The organism is Bacilli bacterium (assembly GCA_035326105.1).
In the GTDB taxonomy this organism is placed as follows: domain Bacteria; phylum Bacillota_I; class Bacilli_A; order RFN20; family CAG-826; genus UBA7706.
Window position 1 is genome coordinate 39,739 of record DAOKYO010000002.1, and the last position, 23,353, is coordinate 63,091.

Annotated in this window: 22 protein-coding genes and 1 pseudogene; 22 read left to right on the forward strand and 1 reads right to left on the reverse strand. The window is 40.7% G+C overall.

The features are described from left to right. The first annotated feature begins 105 nt into the window (after positions 1 to 105). Genes greA through holA form a run of 4 tightly spaced genes read left to right on the forward strand, consistent with a single transcriptional unit; the run spans position 106 to position 4,128 of the window. On the forward strand, positions 106 to 582 hold the full coding sequence (gene greA, locus PKC96_04465) for a transcription elongation factor GreA (protein HMM00576.1): 477 nt from the start codon (positions 106 to 108) through the stop codon (positions 580 to 582). Between the two features lie 48 nt (positions 583 to 630). Beyond that, on the forward strand, positions 631 to 1,161 hold the full coding sequence (locus PKC96_04470; GenBank protein HMM00577.1) for a helix-hairpin-helix domain-containing protein: 531 nt from the start codon (positions 631 to 633) through the stop codon (positions 1,159 to 1,161). Further along, positions 1,161 to 3,152: an MBL fold metallo-hydrolase gene (locus PKC96_04475; GenBank protein ID HMM00578.1), complete on the forward strand. Its 1,992-nt coding sequence runs from the start codon at positions 1,161 to 1,163 to the stop codon at positions 3,150 to 3,152. The genes PKC96_04470 and PKC96_04475 overlap by 1 nt, the downstream gene beginning before the upstream one ends. A 25-nt stretch (positions 3,153 to 3,177) precedes the next feature. Then, entirely contained in the window at positions 3,178 to 4,128 is a 951-nt protein-coding gene (gene holA, locus PKC96_04480; protein ID HMM00579.1) for a DNA polymerase III subunit delta, read from the forward strand. Positions 4,129 to 4,158: 30 nt separating this feature from the next. Here the strand turns inward: holA and rpsT are convergent, their stop codons facing one another. Then, positions 4,159 to 4,422, reverse strand: coding sequence for a 30S ribosomal protein S20 (gene rpsT, locus PKC96_04485; GenBank protein ID HMM00580.1), 264 nt, complete (start codon positions 4,420 to 4,422; stop codon positions 4,159 to 4,161). Positions 4,423 to 4,577: 155 nt separating this feature from the next. On the opposite strand from rpsT, the gene fmt reads away from it, so the two are divergent. The 18 genes and pseudogenes from fmt (at position 4,578) to PKC96_04575 (ending at position 23,299) form a co-directional block, all read left to right on the forward strand. Beyond that, the gene (gene fmt, locus PKC96_04490) at positions 4,578 to 5,519 is read left to right on the forward strand and encodes a methionyl-tRNA formyltransferase (protein HMM00581.1); all 942 of its coding nucleotides are present in this window, start codon (positions 4,578 to 4,580) and stop codon (positions 5,517 to 5,519) included. 1 nt (position 5,520) lies between these two features. Further along, complete coding sequence (locus PKC96_04495; GenBank protein ID HMM00582.1) at positions 5,521 to 7,875, forward strand: helicase C-terminal domain-containing protein; 2,355 nt, start codon at positions 5,521 to 5,523, stop codon at positions 7,873 to 7,875. A 54-nt stretch (positions 7,876 to 7,929) separates the two neighbouring features. Then, positions 7,930 to 9,741 carry a translation elongation factor 4 gene (lepA, locus tag PKC96_04500; GenBank protein ID HMM00583.1) on the forward strand — a complete coding sequence of 604 codons (1,812 nt, stop codon included), beginning with the start codon at positions 7,930 to 7,932 and terminating at the stop codon, positions 9,739 to 9,741. 68 nt (positions 9,742 to 9,809) lie between these two features. Next, positions 9,810 to 11,249, forward strand: a complete 1,440-nt coding sequence (locus PKC96_04505) for a hypothetical protein (protein HMM00584.1) — start codon at positions 9,810 to 9,812, stop codon at positions 11,247 to 11,249. Positions 11,250 to 11,259: 10 nt separating this feature from the next. After that, positions 11,260 to 11,493: a hypothetical protein gene (locus PKC96_04510; protein HMM00585.1), complete on the forward strand. Its 234-nt coding sequence runs from the start codon at positions 11,260 to 11,262 to the stop codon at positions 11,491 to 11,493. 6 nt (positions 11,494 to 11,499) lie between these two features. Continuing rightward, positions 11,500 to 12,609: a radical SAM family heme chaperone HemW gene (hemW, locus tag PKC96_04515; GenBank protein ID HMM00586.1), complete on the forward strand. Its 1,110-nt coding sequence runs from the start codon at positions 11,500 to 11,502 to the stop codon at positions 12,607 to 12,609. 88 nt (positions 12,610 to 12,697) lie between these two features. Then, positions 12,698 to 13,723, forward strand: coding sequence for a heat-inducible transcriptional repressor HrcA (gene hrcA, locus PKC96_04520; GenBank protein HMM00587.1), 1,026 nt, complete (start codon positions 12,698 to 12,700; stop codon positions 13,721 to 13,723). Positions 13,724 to 13,725: 2 nt separating this feature from the next. Further along, on the forward strand, positions 13,726 to 14,337 hold the full coding sequence (locus PKC96_04525; protein HMM00588.1) for a nucleotide exchange factor GrpE: 612 nt from the start codon (positions 13,726 to 13,728) through the stop codon (positions 14,335 to 14,337). Between the two features lie 18 nt (positions 14,338 to 14,355). Beyond that, positions 14,356 to 16,194: a molecular chaperone DnaK gene (dnaK, locus tag PKC96_04530; protein ID HMM00589.1), complete on the forward strand. Its 1,839-nt coding sequence runs from the start codon at positions 14,356 to 14,358 to the stop codon at positions 16,192 to 16,194. Between the two features lie 67 nt (positions 16,195 to 16,261). Then, complete coding sequence (gene dnaJ, locus PKC96_04535; protein HMM00590.1) at positions 16,262 to 17,398, forward strand: molecular chaperone DnaJ; 1,137 nt, start codon at positions 16,262 to 16,264, stop codon at positions 17,396 to 17,398. Positions 17,399 to 17,469: 71 nt separating this feature from the next. Beyond that, positions 17,470 to 17,913, forward strand: coding sequence for a hypothetical protein (locus PKC96_04540; protein HMM00591.1), 444 nt, complete (start codon positions 17,470 to 17,472; stop codon positions 17,911 to 17,913). After that, positions 17,913 to 18,641 (forward strand): RsmE family RNA methyltransferase, encoded by a 729-nt coding sequence (locus PKC96_04545; GenBank protein ID HMM00592.1) that lies wholly within the window; start codon positions 17,913 to 17,915, stop codon positions 18,639 to 18,641. The genes PKC96_04540 and PKC96_04545 overlap by 1 nt, the downstream gene beginning before the upstream one ends. 16 nt (positions 18,642 to 18,657) lie before the next feature. Next, positions 18,658 to 19,416 (forward strand): hypothetical protein, encoded by a 759-nt coding sequence (locus tag PKC96_04550; protein ID HMM00593.1) that lies wholly within the window; start codon positions 18,658 to 18,660, stop codon positions 19,414 to 19,416. A gap of 3 nt (positions 19,417 to 19,419) precedes the next feature. Beyond that, positions 19,420 to 20,709, forward strand: coding sequence for a tRNA (N(6)-L-threonylcarbamoyladenosine(37)-C(2))-methylthiotransferase MtaB (gene mtaB / locus PKC96_04555; GenBank protein HMM00594.1), 1,290 nt, complete (start codon positions 19,420 to 19,422; stop codon positions 20,707 to 20,709). 111 nt (positions 20,710 to 20,820) lie between these two features. Continuing rightward, positions 20,821 to 20,985, forward strand: a pseudogene (gene rpmF, locus PKC96_04560) (50S ribosomal protein L32). A gap of 219 nt (positions 20,986 to 21,204) precedes the next feature. Continuing rightward, positions 21,205 to 21,840 carry a deoxyribose-phosphate aldolase gene (gene deoC, locus PKC96_04565; protein ID HMM00595.1) on the forward strand — a complete coding sequence of 212 codons (636 nt, stop codon included), beginning with the start codon at positions 21,205 to 21,207 and terminating at the stop codon, positions 21,838 to 21,840. Positions 21,841 to 21,936: 96 nt separating this feature from the next. After that, the gene (gene rpsU / locus PKC96_04570; protein ID HMM00596.1) at positions 21,937 to 22,113 is read left to right on the forward strand and encodes a 30S ribosomal protein S21; all 177 of its coding nucleotides are present in this window, start codon (positions 21,937 to 21,939) and stop codon (positions 22,111 to 22,113) included. A gap of 76 nt (positions 22,114 to 22,189) precedes the next feature. Further along, positions 22,190 to 23,299, forward strand: a complete 1,110-nt coding sequence (locus PKC96_04575; GenBank protein HMM00597.1) for a cysteine peptidase family C39 domain-containing protein — start codon at positions 22,190 to 22,192, stop codon at positions 23,297 to 23,299. Positions 23,300 to 23,353 lie beyond the last annotated feature (54 nt).

Genomic DNA, 23,353 nt, shown 5'->3' on the forward strand with positions numbered 1-23,353 from the left:
CCGACACATTATAACAAAAAAGTGTTTTTTTTCCATAAAATATTGTGCTGGATTATGTCCGGCAATTTTGCTATAATACGTGCGTGCAAAAAGGCAGGTATTACTATGGAAAATCAAAAGTTTACACTCACCCAAGAGGGTTTAGAGAAATTACAAAACGAATTAAGTCGCTTAATTAATACGGATCGTCCACAGGTCATCGAGGATCTTGGCGCGGCTAGAGCCCAAGGCGACTTGAGTGAAAATGCCGATTATGATGCCGCCCGTTCCCGGCAGGCTGAAGTTGAAGGTCGAATTCAACAAATTGAGAATATTTTAGCTAATTCCACCGTTGTAGAATCATCGACCAACAATGACATCGTGTCCCTGGGCTGCACGGTCACCATTTTGGATCAAAGTGAAAATGCTCAATATATTTATAAGTTGGTGGGAACGATTGAAGCCAAACCTTTAGAGGGATCAATCTCGACAACCTGTCCCTTAGGCGAAGCGATTTTAGGCAAGGGTGTCGGCGATGTTTGTGTCGTTAAAACCGAGCCGCCATATAATGTTGAAATTTTAAAAATTAAAATCGGCGACTAGTCGCCAAAATGAAGAAGAACCTCCTATTTACTAGTAGGAGGTTTTTTTATGGGCAAAATTCTTATTGTAGTGCTGTTAATAACGATTGTGTCGCTTTTTGTAATGACGAAAATAGATCCGAATGTCGCAAATAATATCAGCGCGACTTCTCAGTTAAGCGATGCCAATTATTATACAATCACGGTTGCCGGGGCTATCACTAAGCCGGGAGCCTATGTTCTACAAAAGGGATCAACGATGGACGACTTGATTTTGGCGGCGGGGGGACCGACCACAAATACGGATGAGAGGACTTATTTTTTAGACACAAAGCTGATCGGGGGAATGACTTATTTTATCGGCTCACTTTATGATGAAAATGACGTTTGTAACGATTCACCGATAATTAAAGTGAACATTAATTCCGATAAAGCGGATGCCTTGCAAACGATAAATGGAATCGGCTCTACTATATCGCAAGCGATAATAAAACATCGCGAAGACAAAGGTATATTTACTTACTTAGAAGATGTGATGAACGTGTCAGGAGTAGGAACCTCAACCTATACCAAAATTCGTAATTACATCGTTCTTCAGTAATGGATTTTCTTTGCCTATTGCTTTTAATATTTACGACCGTCAATGCGGTCAGTGATCCGCGTTGGTGCTGGCTGCTGATTATTGTTATTTTTATTTCTTTAAAGAAAATTAATTACGCAGTTTTAAAAAGGGTATACACATTTTACCTAATAGTCATCTTGGGCTATGCGTTCATTTATACTCTTAACAATCTAGACCACCTAATATTTCCCTGTGGAATAGTTTTAGATAGCAGGGATAGTTATGTGATTATCGTCACTCCTTTTCAGCGTTTATATTCCTCTAATGATAATAATTTAAGAATCGGACAAATCGTGTATTTACCCGAAGCGGTTAGCGAACTAGATTTCTACCACCTGGAAAGTCAATTTGATTTTGAAGTATATTTAAATCAAAAAGGAGTAATAAAAAGCTATATAGGGAAAAAGGAAGTTTTGATAGATCCCTTGTTTGCGTTACGGTTTCCTAAAGAAAAATGGTTGGAAATTTTTAATTATGATTCAACCAAAGTAATTTTTTCATCTTTAATATTTAAGGAAAAAGATTATTCGTCTTCCCTTATCGCTCAGGCCAATAAATGGAATATTCTGTCACTTATTACCGATAGCGGAGTTCATATTACGTTTGCCTTTTACGGCTATCAACGTATATTTCAATTTATCTTTAAAAACAAAAAAATTGGCTATATTCTATCCTTAACAATAATTGCGGTTCTTTTTGTCTTAAACCCTACTCAATTTGCATTTTGGCGACTTCTTTTAAAAATAATACTGACTCATACTCTTTATGCAAAAGCAAAGATAAACCGATTAAGAAAAATATGTTTAGAAGGAGTGATATGGCTAAGTCTCGACCCATTTTTGGCTTTGCAAGCCAAGTTTTATCTGCCATTTAGTTTACGCTTAACAAACGGATTATGTTTTCATAATAAGGCTTTAGACATGCAAGAAAAAGTAAAACGAGGGATCAAATATTTTCTTGTTATGCTTCCGTTTTTACTTAAAACGCAGGGAAGTATAAACCTTTTAGCCCCTTTTCTTCAATTACTTTTACTGGGCTACACAAACGTTCTGTATTTAATGGGAGCAATGACAGTTTTGCTACCACCGTTTGGCTTAGTTTTTGAAATGCTATGTCAGATATTGGCTTCTTTGTTCACTTTTATAGCCCCGATTGATAAGTTTAATGTTTTTGGGACGATTAATTTTTGGCATCGAGTGCTCTATTATGCTTCATTTTTGCTTTTAGAAATTACCCATGACTTAAAATTAAATATCGGCAAAAAACTGGCTATTGTCATCTATAGTATCAGCGTTATTTCGCCGTTTTTATCAATCAATAACAGCTTTAAAAACGGAGTCTACTTTATAAATGTTGGTCAGGGAGATGCCATTTTATTACGAATAAAAAATCAGGCGCTGCTGATTGATACGGGGGGTTCAACGAGGATGGATATTGCCCAAGAAGTACTGATTCCATTTTTCCGTCGCCAGGGAGTTAAAAAAATCAATGCGGTGATTATTACGCATAATGATTTTGATCATAATGGGGCTTTGAATTCGCTACAAAGCAATTTCTTAATTGAAAATATTTATTCCGGCAGAAATCAATTTCCGATTACTTTTAGTGATATCATATTGCATAATTTAAACATCTTTGAAGGCGAAGACGATAACGAGCAATCACTAGTAATCTATATGGAGTTTATGAGCAAAAAATGGCTTTTTATGGGGGATGCTCCGATGGCGATTGAAGATTATATTATCCAAGAAAATCCTTTGCTTCAATGCGATGTAATAAAAATTGGCCATCATGGGAGTAACACCTCAACGGGGAGATCATTTATCGAGCAAATTCAACCCAATCAGGCGGTTATATCCGTAGGAAAAAATTCCTACGGACATCCGCATCAAAGCGTCTTAGATATACTTACGGAGTACGAAATTGAAGTTCGGCGAACCGACAAAGAAGGAACAATTTATTTCGTATAGAGACACCATTTGATATAATAAAAATATGATTTATATAATCTTTGGTAAAGAGCCACTTCTGATTCGTAATACAGTTAAAAAAACGATGATTTCGCTTATTAAAGAGCCGAATAGTTTTAATTATTCGCAACTTGATGCCGGCGACACATCGCTGGAGCAACTTTTGGATGAACTCGAAACCAACTCGTTAACCGGTGAGCAAAAAGTCATTGTTTATAGCAATGCTGATTTTTTAAAGGACGCAAAGAAAATAGATGCTGATGTTTTAGACCGATTTAAAAGTTTCTTTGCCGATGAGGCTTCGATAAATAATTTGATTTTTACGGTATTAGGTGAATCGATAAATAAAAAAAATCCCCTGATTGCCATTTTACCCAAAAATGTAAAAGTGTTGGAACTGCAGACGATAACCTCAGCCACTTGGCCGGAACTTGTTCGCCGCACCTTTGAAAAAAATGGGGCGATAATTGATGATGATGCCCGTGAAGAACTTTTGCAACGGGTAAGTAACAACGTATCCAGTTTTGTTAATGAGGCAAATAAACTTTCCACCTATACATCCCACGTTCGTTTGGAAGATGTGGAGGCCCTTGTTCCGCGGCCATTAGAGGAGAAGAGTTATCTTTTAACCGGATATCTTTTGCAAAAAAAATTAAAGCCGGCGCTTGAACTGGTTGAAGATTTGATGATGCAAAACTTACAACCAGTTGTTTTAATTTCGACTTTAGCCAACCAGTTGCGCTTGTTTTCTTTAGTCGCTTATCAAAAAGAAAACAATATTCCGGAAAGTCAAATCGCCAGTGATCTAAAACTCCATCCTTATCGTTTAAAAATGATTATAAAAGATCTTGGCCGCCGGACGAGCAAAGACGTACTTAATATTCTCGATCACTTGTTTATGCTGGATTATAAAATTAAGAGTGGAAAAATCGATGCGAAAGAAGGTTTTGATTTTTTTCTGATCGAATCATGTTAAAGAGGCAATAAAAAAACCGGATGATTCCGGTTAGTTTATTGAATTGACGAGACCAGCCAAGTGACTCTTTTGCCGAGCAGCTGTCCGGTAATGGGTAATGCCCTTGCTGACTGACTTATCAATCAAGCGATTGGCAGCATTGAGTTCATTTTGTGCTAAAACTTTGTCGCCAGCATTAACCGCGGAAACAACTTTTTTGCTTGCGGTCTTAATTTGTGTTTTATAGTTAACATTTCTTAAGCGCGCTTTTTCATTGGTTCCAACCCGTTTAATTTGGGATTTAATATTTGCCATTGTCTTCACCTCTTTCGATACGCTTTGCATTATAGCAAAATAGTAATATAACGGCAACAACTTTTTCCTTATTAGCGCAATCAAAAAAACGCGGTTTTTTTCAATTTATAATCACGGCTATTGTATAATAAATAAAGAAGTGAGGATCAATCGATATGCAAAGCAATAAAACCCGAATTTTATATCTAGGAACCCCCGAAATTAGCGCTCATGTTTTACGGGGATTGATTTTGGCCGGTTATAATATTGTTGGGGTGGTCGCTCAACCGGATAAACCGATTGGTCGGGGAAAGAAAATTGAACTTGTGCCGACAAAAGTTGTGGCAGAAGAGTTTGGCATACCGGTTTTTCAACCATTAAAAATTCGTCTTGATTACGAATTTGTTAAGAATTTGCATCCGGATCTTATTCTTTGCTTTGCCTATGGTCAAATCATTCCCCAGCAACTGCTTGATATTCCCCCGTTAGGGGCGATAAATCTTCACGGTTCATTACTGCCGAAGTATCGGGGGGCGGCTCCGATGCAATATGCTTTAATCAATGGTGAAAAAGAAACGGGAATAACGCTCATGGAGATGATTGATAAGATGGATGCCGGCGCCATGTTCGGCAAAATAGTCGTCCCGATAAGTCCAGAAGATAACTATTCGTCGCTTTCGCAAAAAATGGCTTTAGCCGCGCTTAAATTGGCCCTTGATAAGCTACCTTTGTATATCGCCGGCAAATTAGTCAAAGAGGAACAAGACGATCGACTGGTTACCTATGCGGGACTGATAAAGAAAGAGCAAGAGCACCTGGATCTTTCTTTGCCTAAAGCAAAGATTATCGGCTGGATTCGCGCTTTAAGTGCGGAACCTGGAGCTTACCTATATCGTGATGATAATCAGATGATAAAAATATTTGAGGCGGAAGACTATAGCGAAGCCATAGAAGCTTTACCGGGAACAATTGTTTCCGCTGATAAAAATGGCGTTATTCTTCAACTGGCGGATGGTCAGATTAATCTTTTGAAACTGCAAAAACCGGGAAAGAAAATTGTCGGTTTTCGGGATTTCGTAAATGGTGAACCTCAATTCAAAGGAACAGTTTTAAAATAGAATGAAGAAAGAATTGACGCTGTCGGTCCATCAGTTGGTTGATTTTTTGCTACGTAGCGGCAGTATTGATACGCGGGTTTTTAATAAGGCCTCCATGAGCGAGGGAGTTCGTCTCCATGCCTTTTACCAGAGCCGTCAGGGCAATGAGTATTTATCTGAATATTTTTTACGGGAAACATTTCTTGTTGATGAATATAATCTTACCTTAGAGGGAAGAGCGGATGGCATCATTGTTACCGACGATGAGTATATTATCGATGAGATAAAATCGACTGTAGTTGACATTGATGAGTTCCATCGCGAAAATGAGAAATGGCATCTAGGTCAGGCCCAATGTTATGCCTTGATGCTTGCTCACGAGCGGAAAATCGATCGGGTAAAAATACGGCTAACCTACATACACCAGACTACCGATGAGCAGAAAATTAAGGAATATAGTTTTTCGACTCATGATTTGGAAGACTTTGTCGCGACATTGATTAGTCGCTATTTGAATTTCTACAACACGGTTTATCGTCATGAGATAAGTCGTAATGCCAGCATGCAAAATTTTCATTTCCCCTTTTCATCATTTCGAAAAGGACAGAAAAAACTTGCCCAATATACCTACGCGATGACTGCCCAGGGAGGAGTGCTTTATGCCGAAGCACCAACGGGAATCGGTAAAACAATGTCTACCCTATATCCGGCGATATCCGCATTTGCTCGCGAAAAAATAAACAAGATATTTTATTTAACAGCCAAGACAAGTGGCCAGGATTCTGCTCATGGGGCAATGGAGATACTTAAAAAAAGCGGTGCGGATGTTTTCCCAATTGTCATAACCGCCAAGGACCGCATATGTTTTAACCCCGGAAAGGGATGCAATCCAGATGAATGTCCTTACGCCCGCAACTACTACAATAAAATTCAAGATGCCCTTTTAAATGCTCTTTTGCACGAAGATGATTTTTCAAAGGAAACAATTATAAAATTGGCGTTAGAAAATGAAATTTGTCCTTTTGAGTTTCAGCTTGATTTATCCCTATTTTGTGACGTCATCATTTGCGACTACAACTATTTGTTTGATCCACTCGTCTATTTAAGAAGATACTTTGAGACCGGAGGTAGTTCCTATTTTGCATTGATTGACGAAGCCCATAATTTAATTGAGCGAGTACGCGATATGTATAGTTCGGAATTAAGCCTGGAGCAGTTTATCAGTATGCAAAAACACTTGCGAAAACTCGCTCATCCGCACATTAAAACGGCACTTCGCCGACTTATAAAAAACCTGCGTGATCTAAATGGTTTAATTGCCGATAATGATTCACCGACAGTTATCGATACGATTCCAAGCCCTCTACTAAACAATTTAAATTTGTTTCTGTTGGCGGGTCAAGATGTAATGAAAAATCATGTTCAGTTTGCCGATGAACCTTTCAAGGAATTGTTTTTTAATGTCAATCGCTTTATGAAAATTTGGGATTACTACTCAAGTGAATTTCGTCTATTCATCTATAAACAAGGGAAAAGTAATTTAATTCTTAAAAACTACAACTTAAATCCAAGCAACTTAATTAGAAATTGTCTTGGAAATGTTTTTGGCTCGGTAATCTTTTCAGCTACTCTTTCACCGATTGATTACTATGTTAATCTGCTTGGAGGAAGCAAAGATTCCCCTCGTTTAATTTTGCCTAATCCCTTTCCACGTAAAAATCGGCGATTATTAATTGCTCCCGATGTTCGGACTACATATCGCAAAAGGGATACTAGTTATGGATTGATTGCCGACTATATTCAAGCTTTATACTCAAAGCAAATTGGTAATTACATCTGTTTTTTTCCTTCTTATGAATACTTAAATAACGTAAAACCTTTTTTGGATGATCTCAAGGAGAAAGACGATTTTATTTTAATGGCCCAGGATAAGGAAATGAGCCGTGACGAGCAGGAAGTTTTTCTTTCAAAATTTGTTCCTAAACCACAAAAAACACGCATCGGACTTGCCGTTTTAGGCGGGGCATTTAGTGAGGGTATCGATCTCGTCGATGACCGCTTAATTGGAGTTGTAATCGTGGGTGTTGGCTTGCCCCAGATTTCTTTTGAACGGAATCTAATTAGAAAATTCTATGACGAAAAAGAAATCTCTGGCTTTGAATATAGTTATGTTAATCCGGGTATGAATCGGGTTATGCAGGCCGTTGGTCGCCTTATCAGAAGTGAAAATGATCGCGGGATCGCCTTGCTTTTGGATGAGCGTTATCTCCAAGAGCGATATCGGCACCTGTTTAAAACCGAATGGGATGACTATGAAGTCGTTACTAGCCCCGACGATGTTAAGAATATTTGTGCGGATTTTTGGAAAATAGATTAACGAATTTAGTGCAAATTTGGTATAATTTACCAGCCAATAGTTAGGAGCGCTTTGATGAATTTTGATAACCAACACATTCGAAACTTTTCAATAATTGCCCACATTGATCACGGAAAGTCAACTTTGGCTGATCGGCTCATTGAAATGACCGGTACCGTTGAAAAACGACTGATGAAAGAGCAAATATTGGACAATATGGATCTTGAGCGTGAACGGGGCATTACCATTAAGTTAAATGCGGTAAGCCTTATTTACCATGCGCAAAATGGCGAGGATTATCTTTTCAATCTCATTGATACTCCTGGGCATGTTGATTTTACTTATGAAGTATCGCGTTCGCTTGCTGCCTGTGAAGGCGCCATTTTGGTCGTCGATGCCACGCAGGGAGTTGAAGCTCAAACTTTAGCTAATGTGTATTTGGCCATCGATAACGATCTGGCGATTTTACCAGTAATTAACAAGATAGATTTGCCCAGTGCAAATGTCGATTTGGCGCGGGATGAAATTGAAAAAAGAATCGGACTGGACGGTAGTGAGGCTATTCCTATTTCGGCAAAGACAGGATTGAATGTCGAGCAAGTTTTGGAAGCTATCGTTACGCAGATTCCTTGTCCGAATGGTAATAAAGCCAAGCCCCTCCAAGCCTTGATTTTTGATAGTTACTATGACTCATATCGAGGCGTGGTGGTATTAGTTAGAATTAAGGAAGGTATGGTAAAAGTTGGCGATCAAATTCAATTGATGTCCAATGAAAAAGAATATTTGGTAACGGAAGTTGGCTATCGGGCGCCAAGTGAAATAAGGCAAGATGAACTATACGCTGGCGAAGTAGGATATATCTGCGCGCAAATTAAGGATATTCACGATATTCATACCGGTGATACCATTACTTTGGCTAATAACAAAGCCAGTGTAGCCTTACCGGGATATCGGGAGATTAATCCGATGGTATATTGCGGACTTTATCCCGTCGATAGTAAAAATTATGCGGATTTAAAAGATGCTCTTGAGAAACTGAGTCTTAACGATTCAAGTCTCCGTTATGAGCCGGAAGCGTCCCAAGCTCTTGGTTTTGGTTTTCGCTGCGGTTTCCTTGGATTACTGCATATGGACGTTATTCAAGAACGGCTGGAACGGGAATATGGTTTAAATCTGATTTTAACCGCTCCCAGTGTCATTTATCACATCAATCTAAGTGACGGCACGCAAATTCGCTTGGATAATCCTTTTGATTATCCCGATCCTACGACCATTAAGTCAATTGAAGAACCGTTTGTCGAAGCGGAAATAATGACTCCCAAAGACTACGTCGGGCCGATTATGGAACTCTGCCAAGAACGGAGAGGAACCTATCTGAATCTCGATTACTTTGATGAAACACGGATGATATTGCATTATGAACTGCCGCTCAGTGAGATTATTTATAATTTCTTTGATAAACTTAAAAGCTATTCGAAAGGATATGCTAGTTTCGATTACCATCTTGCTGGCTACCATGCCGCCAATCTGGTCAAAATGGACATATTGCTGAACGGCGAAATTGTCGATGCTCTTTCGGTGGTCGTATATAAGCCGGATGCTTACCGGCGGGGATTAGCGATAGTTAGCAAGTTGAAGGACATTATTCCTCGGCAGTTATTTGAGGTTCCAATCCAAGCTGCCATCAACAATAAAATTATTGCTCGGGCGGATGTTAAGGCGGTGCGGAAGGATGTTTTGGCCAAATGTTATGGGGGTGACATCAGCCGCAAAAAGAAGTTGCTTGAAAAGCAAAAAGCCGGCAAAAAGCGCATGAAAGCGGTCGGTTCAGTTGAGCTTCCTCAAGAGGCGTTTATGAGTGTTCTTTCCCTCGACGATGAAAAATAACTAACAAATTACGGTTCCAATTTATTTTTTGAGTTTCATTTGTTAAGATAAATAAGAGGTTATGGCTCATGGACAATGATAAAATGGCGAGCCATTTCACCGATGAGATTTACGCTAGTAAAAGTGAAGTTCAACGTGAACTTAATACAACTCTTGTCGATGGAGTGTGGGAAAAAATAATAAACTATCGGGCTCCATATACGCATGAGCTCCCTTTACGTATGGTTACAAGAGAGCCGATAAAAGTAGTTTTAACGCCTCGTCTTGTTGACGATATGAATCGTATCACTTTGCGTTTAACTTCCCTTGCGCGCAGAACATCGCGTTTGGGGCGCTCCATTGAAGCATATTCCCGTTTTCGGCAGATGGCTAAAGTCGATATTTTATCTCAAGTTGCCATGGCTTATGGATTAAAAACGGATGTCAACCTCCTATACTTAATAGCGGAAAACAATATATCGACGCTTAAAAGTGAAGATTTAATTCTTTTACGCTACAACTCGGTTATTGATGAAATTCAGAAACAAGGCTCCCTTTTACCATCGGCCTCTTTCTTTGCTAATTTATTTTTTATTTTAGATGGCAGTCAACCCAGTTCGACTTTTTATCGAAAAGATGAAATTGCCGATTCACGGGAGCAAGCCCAAGTTAATCGCATCTATATTCACGCGCCGACAACGAGAATTGAGGATATGATGGAGGGCCTTTTTGCCCTTTTATCCGATGGTTCGCAACCGGTGATGATCAAACTGGCGACGGCAATTTTTTATTCGTCCTATATTGCGCCTTTTTCCTATCATTCTGAAATAATGGCGGTTATTTTAGGAAAAATGGTTTTAGCCAGTGAAGAATTTGATGATATCGCGAGCCTCATTAATCTCGAAAAGGTTTTTGGTGCTTATAAAGCCAAATTTGAAGAGGCTTCTTTACAGACAAAGAAAAATGGCGATTTGACTTATGTAATTTCTTTGCTAAATCCGATTTTCGATGAAATTATCGCTTCATTATCGACATTCATTTTAAAAGATGAACGGCAAATGGTGGCTGATGAAAGTTATGCAGTTGACGAATTATCTATAGAAGTGCATAATCAAGCGCGGGATGATGTTGCCTTGCCTTCGCAAGACCAGGCATCTATTCTTCCCCGTGAGCGGTTTATTAATCGGGACGACATTAATTTTACCGAGCGACTTACCGAGCATAGCGGAATAGAAAATGATGTTCGACTGGCTCTGGAGCACCTGCCGGTCGGCCTCGATGAAAGTGATGCGCAAAAACTTGAGCAACATCTGTTGGAACTCGATCCCAATTTGAAACGCGGTGAGGCTTCCTTCTATGCTCGTCATTGCACGATAGGAAAGTTTTATACGATTGCTCAGTATAAGCGGCTTCTAAAATGCGCTTATGAGACGGCCCGTACCGCGATGGATCATCTGGCGATGAACGGATACTATCGCAAGGAGCAATTAAAAAACAAGTTTATTTATACGCCGATTCCGCGGCGTTAATGAGGTAATTATGAATTATACAGTTTATTCCATTCTCGACAATTCGCTGTTTGTATTATTAATCCTGCTGCTATTCTTTGGATTGATTGCTCTTTTGGTCTATATTATCCGAAAAAAGGTTCCCGCCTTTCGGGATGATATCAAGCCGACTGATGAAGCGAAACAAGTTCAAGAAGAGCTCGATCGGGTTCTAGTCGAGTACAAGGAAGAAAAGAAAAAAGACGACAATAGTGACGAGGAATAAATAAAGATGTCTAACTCAGCACATGCGTTATATGTGCATATTCCTTTTTGTGAACATATCTGTGGCTACTGTGATTTTACAAAGATGATTTATAACTCTGCCTGGGTGGAGGATTATCTTTCGGCCCTAAAGCAAGAAATCGTCGCCCGGGCGATTAATCCGGGCGATATTAGGACAGTTTATATTGGCGGTGGGACTCCGAGTGCGCTTAATTTGAAACAATTGGAGCGCCTTTTTGTTATTTTGGCCCCATATATGGCTTTTGCTGATGAAAAGACAATTGAATTGAATGTTGAAAATACGGATTTGTCAAAATTGGAATTATTTAAAACGAAGGGGATTAATCGCCTTTCCGTCGGTGTCCAGTCTTTTGATGACAATGTTCTTAAAGCATGTGACCGAAAGCATACCGGAGAAGACGCATTAACGGCTTTAAAACTTATAAAAGATATCGGTTTTACAAATTTCAGTTTAGATTTGATCTATGGGTTACCCGAGCAAACGCCGGATTCTTTTTGGCGCGATTTACAAAAGGTGATTGCCCTGTCTCCCCCGCATGTTTCGCTTTACTCACTGACGGTAAATCCGGGGACGTTATTTAGCTATCGCCAAGTGAAGGAAATAAGCGAGGATGATTCATTATCCTTTTACCGCCTTGCCACCTCTTTTTTGCGCGCAAATGGATATGAACGGTACGAAGTGAGTAATTTTGCTAAAGAGGGATACTATAGCCGGCACAATCTTGCTTATTGGCGTAATCAACATTATTACGGGGTAGGGTTAGGCGCATCCGGTTACGTTGATAATAGCCGTTATCAAAACACGCGAAATTTTAAAAAGTATTTAAGCGGTGCATACTTGGACGAGGTAGAAATGATTACTTCAAAGGATGAAATTGAATACTATTTGCTAACTAATTTACGTCTACAAAAAGGCTTCTCGCTGGATGAATTTCAGCAGCTTTTTTGCTTTGATTTTCTGGAAAAATTTGCCAAGCCACTAGATAACTTAATAAGCAATAAGTTAGTAGTTATCGATGATAATCGTCTTTTTGCGACCGATGAGGGAACGGAAAAGCTAAACTACGTATTATTGTCATTAATAACAATTTTATAGTTTTTAGCACTTTGTTGTTGACAGTGCTAAGTGAATGTTTATAATATAGTTAGCACTTTGAAAATGCGAGTGCTAAAGGAGTGGAATTATGGATCTTTCAAGACGTGAATTGATTCTGAAGTACATTGTTGAATACTTTATAAAAACTGCCACTCCGGTTGGGAGTCAAACTCTGTTGGATGAGTATGATCTTTCCTATTCGTCAGCGACGATTCGCAATGAGATGAATATGCTAGAGAGCGATGGTTTTCTTGAGAAAACCCACACTTCTTCTGGACGGGTACCTTCTTCTAAGGGATATCGCTATTATGTCGATCACCTTCGCGGTCATTCGGTTGAGGAAAGCGTCAAAATGCAGATTCAGACGGTGCTAGAGGAAAAAACGGCCACGGCGGAAGAAGTTATAAAATCAAGTTGCGAAATTTTGGCGCATATGACCAATTTAGCAAGCGTGGTTTTAGGGCCGAATGCCAGTGAAGAAAAACTGCTTTCAATTCAAATTATTCCGATTAATGCGAATACGGCTACCGCGATATTTGTTACTGACCAGGGGTATGTGGAGAATAAAACCTTCGTTATTCCTGAAAAAACTAATGTCGATGAAGTCAAAAAATGCCTTGTAATTCTCAATGATCGTTTAACCGGGACACCGATTTCGGATGTTATCGATAAAATGGACAGTCTAAAGCCGATGGTGAGCGATTATGTGATTGAGCACACAGTAATATATCAGGCTTTTGCGGATGCGTTTTTGCGGTTCGCTCAAGATCGCTTATCAATGTATGGCAAATCATCGCTGCTTAATCAGCCGGAATACAAGAATGATGCCGACAAGTTAAAACGTCTAATCTCGTTACTTGACAATAAGAAACAACTGTCCGAACTCTTGTCTAGTAAAGATCAAGTCAGCGTTAAAATTGGCGATGCCGATGAGGACAAAGACATATCGGTTGTAACCGCTAAAGTTCGGATTCCTGGTCATCAGCCGGGAACGATAGCGGTCATGGGGCCAACTCGAATGGACTATGATCGAATAGTTTCGACCTTGGAGTATGTTGTCAAAGAACTTGAAGATTATTTTGAAGATTTCGACAGTGAAAGTGAGGATGAGTGACTGTGAAAGAGAAGCAAGACAAAAATTTGAATCCAAAGCAAGATGCGGAGGCCGCATCAAATCCGAAAGAAGAGAAAAAGCCGACATTCGAGGAACAAGTCGGGGAGTTGGAAAAGCAAATTGAAGAGTGGAAGAATAAGTACTATTTGGCTTTTGCCGATACCGAGAATCTTCGCAAGCAATATGAAAAAGACCAACGGGAGTTCATTAAGTATCGGGCGATGGGATTTGTCGACAAACTTCTGCCGATACTCGACAATTTCCATATGGTTTTGGGTAAGGAAGTTGCCGATCCGGTTTTAAAGAATTATTTGACGGGCTTCCAATATATCTATCGGCAGATGGTCGAGGTTCTTGATTCGGAAGGAGTTAAGGAGATTGCGCCGAAAATTGGCGATCAATTTGATGAGCGTAAAATGCATGCAGTGGATACGGAAGAGCATGATGATCTCCCGCCCAATCAGGTGGTACACGTCTTTACAAATGGTTACATTTTGGTTGATCGGTTAGTTCGACCGGCTCAAGTTCGAGTTTCAAAAGAGAAGGTCGTTCAACCAACCGAACAAGCAGATGAAAATAAACAAGAAAAGAAAGAAGAGCAAAATCTTAATTAAAAAAGGAGATTATTTATTATGGCAAAGGAAATTATTTTAGGTATTGACTTAGGAACAACCAATTCCGTCGTTAGTTATATGCAAGCCGACGGTTCAGTAAAAGTTATTCCCAACCCCGAGGGACACAACACGACTCCATCGGTGGTTGCTTTTAAGAGCAATGGCGAGGAAATTGTCGGGGATGCGGCTAAACGGCAGGCCATTACTAATCCGGACACGGTTATGAGTATTAAGCGGAAGATGGGAACCAATGAAAAAGTCCGCGTCAGCTGCTTAAATAAAGACTTCACCCCGCAGGAAATTTCGGCTAAAGTTTTAGCCTATATGAAAAAGTACGCCGAGGAAAATCTTGGTCAGAAAGTTTCAAAAGCAGTTATTACCGTTCCGGCATATTTTAACGATGCCCAACGGCAGGCCACCAAAGACGCCGGTCAAATTGCCGGGCTTGATGTCGTTCGGATTATCAACGAACCGACAGCTGCCAGTTTGGCCTATGGATTAGAAAATAAAAAAGAAGAAAAAATTCTGGTTTTTGACTTAGGTGGAGGCACGTTTGATGTTTCTATCTTGGAGATTGGCGATGGTACATTTGAAGTTATTGCTACTTCAGGCGACAACCGTTTAGGCGGCGATGACTGGGATAAAGTGGTGGCGGATTGGATTCATGATCAGATTCGTTCACAATATGGCGTTGATCTTAACGATAAGATGGCTATCCAACGTTTCCGGGACGCGGCCGAAAAAGCAAAAATTGAATTAAGCGCGCAATTATCAACGACGATTTCTCTCCCCTTTATCGGGATGGGAAAAGACGGACCAATCAGTTTTGAAACAACGCTGACGAGAGCAAAATTCCAGGAGATGACGAAGGATTTACTCCGGCGGACGGAAGAGCCGGTTCGTAGAGCCCTGGCCGACGCCAAAATGAGCGCCAGCGATCTTGATGAAGTCCTCTTAATCGGCGGTTCCATTCGGATGCCGGCAGTTCAAGAACTTGTCAAACAATTAACGGGCAAGAATCCTAACCTCTCAATTAATCCGGATGAAGCTGTTTCAATTGGCGCCTCAGTACAAGGCGGTATTGTCAGTGGCGATGTCAAGGACGTAGTCCTTCTCGACGTTACGCCATTGACCTTAGGTATCGAGACGATGGGTGAAGTTATGACTCCGCTCATCCAGCGGAATACAACCATTCCGACAACGAAGAGCCAAATCTTCTCCACGGCGGCCGATAATCAACCCAGTGTTGATATTATGGTCTACCAGGGCGAAAGACCGATGGCTCGGGACAATAAACTTCTAGGTCATTTCCGGCTGGATGGAATTAAACCGGCTCGCCGTGGTCAACCCCGTATTGAAGTTACTTTCTCCATTGATGTCAATGGTATTGTTAAGGTGACGGCAAAGGATCTTGATACGGCTAAGGAACAACAAATCACTATTACCGGATCATCCGGTTTGAGCAAGGATGAGATTGATCGGATGGTGAAGGAAGCCGAAGCAAACAAGGATGCCGATGAAAAGCGGAAAGAAGAAGTCGAACTCAAGAACAAAGCCGAAAGTTTCATCAACTCGATTGATGAAGGGCTTAAAGAAAAAGGCGCTTCGATGGATGCTAAGCAAAAAGAAGAAACGGAAAAGCTCCGCGATGAATTGAAGAAGGCACTTGATGCTAACGATATGGATACATTGCGCAGCAAGATTAACGAATTGGAAAAGGCAGCCGAAATGATGGCGCAAATGCAAGCCGATCAAGGCGGTAAGCCGGAAGAAAACGCCTCGGGCGGTAAAGATAATTCTGATAGTAAGGGCGATGATGTCGTCGATGCCGACTTTACTGAAGACAAGAAAAAGTAAACGATTGAATTAATTTTTCGGGCTGAGGGGAGTTAACCCTCAGCCCTTGCTGGAAAGGAAGGACGATATGGCTGAAAAGCGTGATTATTATGAGGTGTTAGGCGTAAGTAAGACAGCTTCGGCTGACGAAATTCGCCAAGCCTATCGAAAACTTGCCAAAAAATATCATCCAGATGTTAATAAAGAGGCGGGAGCGGAAGAAAAGTTTAAAGAAGTACAAGAGGCCTATGATGTTTTAAAAGACGATCAAAAACGGGCCGCTTACGATCGTTTTGGTCATGCTGCTTTCGATCAAACCGCAGGTCAAAATCCTTTTAATGGAGGATTCGGCGGCGGATTTAGCGGTGGTTTCCAAGATGTCGATCTCGGAGATATTTTTAGTTCCTTCTTTGGTGGCGGGTCTTCGCGGCGAACTCGCTCAGCCAATGGTCCCCAAAGGGGCGATGACTCTTTAACGCGGGTGAAGATATCTTTTATGGATGCTATCAATGGTAAGGATATTACTTTGAAGGTAACCTACGATGAACCATGCGCGCATTGCCATGGAACGGGAGCCGATAGCCCGAGTGATATCCATACTTGCCATACCTGCGGTGGCAGTGGTTATGTTCGTAGTCAACGTCAGACAATTTTAGGGACGATGGAAACGCAATCCCCCTGCCCGACCTGCGGTGGCACGGGTAAAGAAGTTACCACCAAGTGTCATGTTTGCGGCGGCAGCGGTTATTCCCGTGTTAAGACGGATTTGAAGGTGAAGATTCCGGCCGGAATCAATAACGGTCAACAAATCCGAATTCCGGGTAAGGGTAACCGCGGATTAAACGGCGGGACTAATGGTGATCTTTTCATCGAGGTGGTCGTTGCCGAGCACGAGTTCTTTGTCCGGGATGGAAGCAATATCCATCTTAAAGTACCCCTCAGTTTCATGGAGGCCGCTTTAGGAACGGAAATTGATGTTCCGACTGTCTACGGAGATGTGAAAATGAAGATTCCTGCGGGAACGCAGCCGGGAACTGTTCTGCGCCTGAAGGGCAAAGGGGTCAAGGATCTGCGCGGTTCGGTTGGCGACCAATATGTTGAATTGGAAGTCAAAACTCCGACCAACCTCAGCAAGAAACAGAAAGACCTGTTGGAGCAGTTAAAAAATGCCGATAGCGGAGATGAGAGTTTCTTTGAAAGGTTTAAAAAGAAATTTAAATGGTAAGGGATTTATTCCCTTACTTTTTTTTCACTTATCGATATTTGTTGATATAATTAAAGGCAAGGAGATTACGTATGTCAAAATGTCGAAACTGCGGAGGGGAAATTAATGATGATGCGCGTATTTGCCCTCATTGTGGCATCTCATATCCCGGCGGATTATCGAAGGAAATTGGCGATGACTTTACGACTCGACTTGATCCGGTTTTACCCGAGTACGAGTTATATCGGATGCGAACGAGAAAGACCACCTGTCTCTTATTTTGCTTGGCGGGCTGGACGGGCGCAGGTTTCTTTTATTTAGGAAATAAAATCAAGGGAACGATATGGCTTTTAGGTTCGCTTTTATTTATTGTCGGTCTCTCGGTATTAGGAATTGTCTACCAAACACAAGATCATCCCGCGTGGCTATATATTCTCATTGTGATGGGAATTGTTTATTGCGTAAACATTGGTTTTGGATTATATTTTTTATTTGCATCCGGCGTTAAGGATGCCGAAGAGGAGCTTTTGCGCTGATGCAACGATATTTTGTTCAAGACATTAAAAATAATCAGGAAATCGCATTTACACGGGAAGATGAATTTCATATCCTGCGGGTGATGCGCTTTAAAGTTCATCAGAGGTTGGAGGTCGTCTTTGAAAATAAACTTTTTCTTGGCGAAATTATCAATGTCAATCCTTTGAAAGCAATCGTTCGTGAGCCTTTATTTGAAAACAGCGAGAATGAAAGCGATGTTACAATTCTCTTTGCTCTTGCTAAAGCGGAAAAACCGGATTTGGTGATTCAAAAGTGCACCGAATTGGGAATTAAACGAGTCATTCTTTTTGCGAGCGAACATTCGGTGGTTAAAATTGATGCGTCCCGAATTGAAAATAAACGCAATCGATATATGACGATTGCTAAAGAAGCCAGCGAACAATGTCACCGGCTGGCAATTCCGGAAATAATCGGACCGATGTCTTTAAAAGAAGCGTTGAGTTACGATCGTTCCAAACATCGCTTTGTTTGTGATACCACCCAGGCCGAAGACGGGAAAATCTGGTCAATTAAGGCGGCCCAAGCATCCGTCGAAGCCCGAGACTCAATCGCCGTTGCCATTGGTCCCGAAGGGGGCTTTAGTCCCAGCGAAATAGCCTTGTTCCATCAGATGAAATTTGCCAGTCTTTCACTTGGTCCACGCATTCTCCGATCGGAAACGGCGGCAATTACGGCTGCGGCCCTTTTCAGCATTTTGAATTATTGATGAGGAAAAAGAAAATATGATTCACTTGTATGAATATTTGTATCGGCACCAAAAGCCCCGAAATCTAGACTTAACCGTCGATGGCGAGTATTTTTTAAAGCACCGCGATGAATTGCTTTTGCGCCCGCGTTATAGCAACCTTTACGAGGTGGATAATGAGTTTGATATCGTCCGGGCAAACATTATTCTTCGCTCGCTTGACACCTTAAGAACCCTGAACAGCGCCATTCAAAAACTTGGGCTTGACACGGACAGGATGGATGACAATCGCTTAAAAGCAGTATTTGCGACAATTTTTAAGGATGCACCATATTTTTTTATTGAAGATGAGGAAGCTTATTTTCCTTTATTTTCTCGGGTCTTTAATCTTATATATGGCGTCGACAGCGCCAAACTTTTCTCTTTGCCCTTAAATCGTATGATTGAGGAATTAGATGGGGAGATGGTCGATCCGTTTGAAGAGTATAATTTCCCGCTTTTTGGCAGCAATTTCACCCAGTTAGTTCTTGTCGGTGGGGACAAAACAACCCGAGCCTACTATCATTTGGATTTTCAAATGGTTTTTATCGTCAATCTTCAGGGCACATTGGATACCAAAATTACCCTTTTTGACAGTAAAATTCGCAATGTAAATACCAGCCATATTATTTCGCGTTTAAAGCCGGTTATTCAGGCTTACTATGACAATAATCGCATTAAGATGATCGATATGCTCTACCAAGGAGAATTTATATCCGTCTATGCTTATAATCTTCTTTTAGGAAAAATGGTGTGACGTATGACATATAAAACATTTACGCTCGGCTGCAAGGTAAACGCCTACGAGAGCGACGCCGTGGCTTCGCTTTTAAATACCCGTGGGTATCATGAGGCGAACGAAACAGAATCGGTAGACGTAATCATAATCAACACCTGTTCAGTGACGTCCACCAGCGATCAGAAATCGCGTCAGCATATTCGCAAATTTCATAAATTATACCCGACGGCGATTATCGTCGTTATGGGTTGCTATGCCCAAGTTGATCCCGAAAGTGTCCGTTCCCTTCCCGGTGTGGCCATTGTTGTCGGGGCGAGTGATCGCCATCGGATCCCCGATTTGATCGAGCAGTACAAACAGCATTCGCAAGTTATCAGTACCGTTGCCAAAAACGAGCGTGACTTTGATTATGAGGACTTTGGAGTGACAAGTTTTACCCATAATTCGCGGGCTTACTTAAAAATTCAAGATGGTTGCGATAATTTTTGCAGTTACTGCATTATTCCATATTCGCGCGGAAAATTGCGGTCACGGCCGGTGGCATCAATTATCACCGAGATTAAGGATCTGGTAGGTCATGGTTATAAGGAGATTATTTTGACGGGAATTCATACGGGAGGCTACGGAAAAGATTTAAACGGATTTACCTTTTCCAATTTGGTGGAAACGATACTTCATGATGTCCCTGACTTATTTCGCCTTCGTATTTCCTCAATTGAAGAAAATGAAGTGACTCCGGATTTACTAAGTATTATGGCGAAGTCATCGGTGATGGCCCGTCATCTACATTTACCACTGCAAAGTGGTAGCAGCGGTGTCTTAAAGCGCATGAATCGAAAATATGATACCGCGTCCTTTTTGTCCAAAGTAAAGATGATTCGCGATTACCTACCGGACATTGCACTTTCGACTGATGTCATAGTGGGCTTTCCTGGGGAGACGGAAGAGGAATTTGCCGAGACATATAATTTTATAAAGCAGGCAAATTTTATGCGCCTTCATGTTTTTCCTTTTTCACCTCGGAGTGGAACGAGTGCGGCGCGAATGAAGAATCAAGTCGCACCGGAAGTAAAAAAAGAAAGAGTAAATCAGCTTATTGCGCTCTCGGAAGCATTAGAAGCGGATTATGAAAAAAAGTTCGTCGGAAAAAGCGTTGAAGTTATCTTTGAGGAGTACGATGATACTCATCATTTAGCTATCGGCCATACATCCAATTACCTGGTCGCTCAATATCCTTCACCGATCGCTCTTCATGGTCAAATAAAGGATATCATCTTCCAAAATTATACACATGACATAAATAAAAAATAAGGCTTAATCAGTGTTTTTTATTTTTTTTAATAAAATGTCTAAAAAATATTGACGGAAGCTATTTATCTATATATAATACGTTCGTGAATTCAAAGAAGGAGGATTTTTCATATGGCAGTACCATTTAGACGTACCAGCAAGACTCGGAAGAGAATGCGGCGTACCCATTTCAAACTTGGTGTTCCTGGATTAGTCACTTGCCCCCATTGTGGAGCGCTGATCCCCGCGCATACGGTTTGTCCAAAATGCGGATACTATAAAGGCGAAAAGGTTATCGGACCGGTGGAAGAAACATCGGCCGCGCCTAAAGCTAAAGCGACAAAAGGAAAGAAGAAAGCCGGCGATAAAAAAGTGGCAGAAACTTCAACCGTTGCTGAAGAAAAAGCTGAATAAAGTTGAGGAAACTCAACTTTTTTTAATATTTATTGTATAATACATCCGCATGTTGAATTTAATTTAATTATTTCCGTTAAGCGGATTTAAAAGGAGAAAAAAATGAATTACAACAAAATGATTGACCATACTTTGCTGAAACCGGATGCGACCCCAGATAAGATTGTTAAACTTTGCGGTGAGGCTAAAGAATACGGATTTGCGAGTGTGTGCGTCAATGGGTGCTATGTGCGCCTGGCCGCTCAGGAGTTAAAAGACTCGGGCATCGATGTTTGTACCGTAGTTGGCTTTCCTTTGGGAGCGATGGCAAGTGAAGCCAAACTTAAAGAGACGGAAATCGCTTTGAAAGACGGAGCAACCGAAGTCGATATGGTCATTAATATCGGGCGATTGATAGCTCAAGACAATCAATATGTCGAAAACGAGATTCGTTCGCTGAAAAAAGCTTGTGGAAACAAAGTTTTAAAAGTTATCATTGAGACCTGTTTATTAACCGACGAACAAAAGGTTCGGGCTTGCCAGCTTGCGGTGGCGGCCGGAGCCGATTTTGTGAAAACCTCAACTGGTTTTTCCACAGGTGGAGCCAATGTGCATGATATTGCTCTGATGCGCAAAACGGTCGGACCCAATATCGGCGTAAAAGCCAGCGGCGGCATTCATACGCATGAACAAATGGTAGCTTTAGTTGAGGCGGGAGCCACGCGTATCGGCGCAAGTAGCGGTCCGCAAATTATTTAAGAGATTTAATAGGCATTTTTTCCTTGCAAAGCCGGTTGATGACCGATATAATGTTTAAGGTTAAAAGCTTATATGCTCCCAAGGAGTTGATAAAAAATGCCAAAAACAATCGTACGTGACAACGAATCGCTTGATGAAGCTCTTCGTCGGTTCAAGCGCCAAGTCAACAAGGCGGGAACTTTAACGGAAGCGCGTAAGCGTGAGTTTTATTTAAAGCCGGGTCTTAAGCGTAAACTTAAGTCCGAGCAAGCTCGTCGCAAGGGACGTCGTTAAGAAAAATAAGCATCGTAAGATGCTTTTTTTTATTATATAAAAGCGATTTCTCTCTATTTACTAATAGGGAGGAATTATGTTTTACCGTAAACAGACACATAAAAACAGCTGCGGATATGACGCGGCTGCAATCCTGCTGGCAAATTTAATGCGCAGTGAAGATTATATACATGACAATGTGCCGTTAGGACCGGCCAGTTTTCTAGATATTTTAACTTTTTTAAAGGCTAAGGGGGTGACAGCCAGAGCCATGAGGGTTTCTTCGGCGCGGCAGTTAACCTCTGCCTTTTGGTACATTGCGCATCAGCCTGATGGAAATGGACATTTTGTCGTCATAAAAGTGCGCTTTAATAAACGCCAATTCGTAATCTTAGACCCCGCATTGGGAATCTATGCACTAAATCAGACACAGCTGATGACGGCAATTGACGGAAATATTATTGCTGTAGAAATTTATAAAAAAGTTAAGAATGGCAAAGATGCCCTTCCGCCAAAAAAACATTTTCTGGCATTGATGGGGATGCTTTTCTTTCAATTAAGCACCGTGACGGCATTAGTAATAGCTTTGTACCTAATAAATGATGGAAACGACTATTTGATATCCATAGGGTTATTGATATTAGCGATGCTATTTTACCTTTATGAAAAAATATATCGTATTCATAATTTATTTGCCAATGCAAAAAAAGATAAATATACGCAATTTGCTAAATGCATAAGAAACTCTACGCGAAAAAGCGAATTTTTGCTTCAAATCATTACCAAGGTGTTAATGGTCATCTTTTCCTTAGGACTGATATTGTACAATAATTTATTTCTAGGCCTTATTTCGCTTGCTTTTTTGTCTGTAGTGGCCGTCGCGGCCGCTATTTATTATCCGTCGGGGAAAACGATTTTGGATATTAAAAAACTGGAGAATCAAATGGAGAAAAATAATAAAGTAAGTTCGTCTCAACTCAAGCAATTGCAGAAAAAAGCCGAACTGTTAACTTTTAAGAAAAGTGTTTCGATCCTTGCAAAAGAACTCATTCCATTGCTCATTGTTATCCTTATGCTTATCGTCGAAAATAAAGCCCGTTTAAATTATGCCATTTTTTATTTTTTTCTCGTTCGATTTTCTTTTCAGGAGTTATGGCAGCTGATTTATTTTCTTAAGAATAACAATTCAATAAATTTAACTCTTTAAATGTAAAAAAAAGCCAAAAAAAACATTATTGTGCTAAAATATCAATACTCAAGG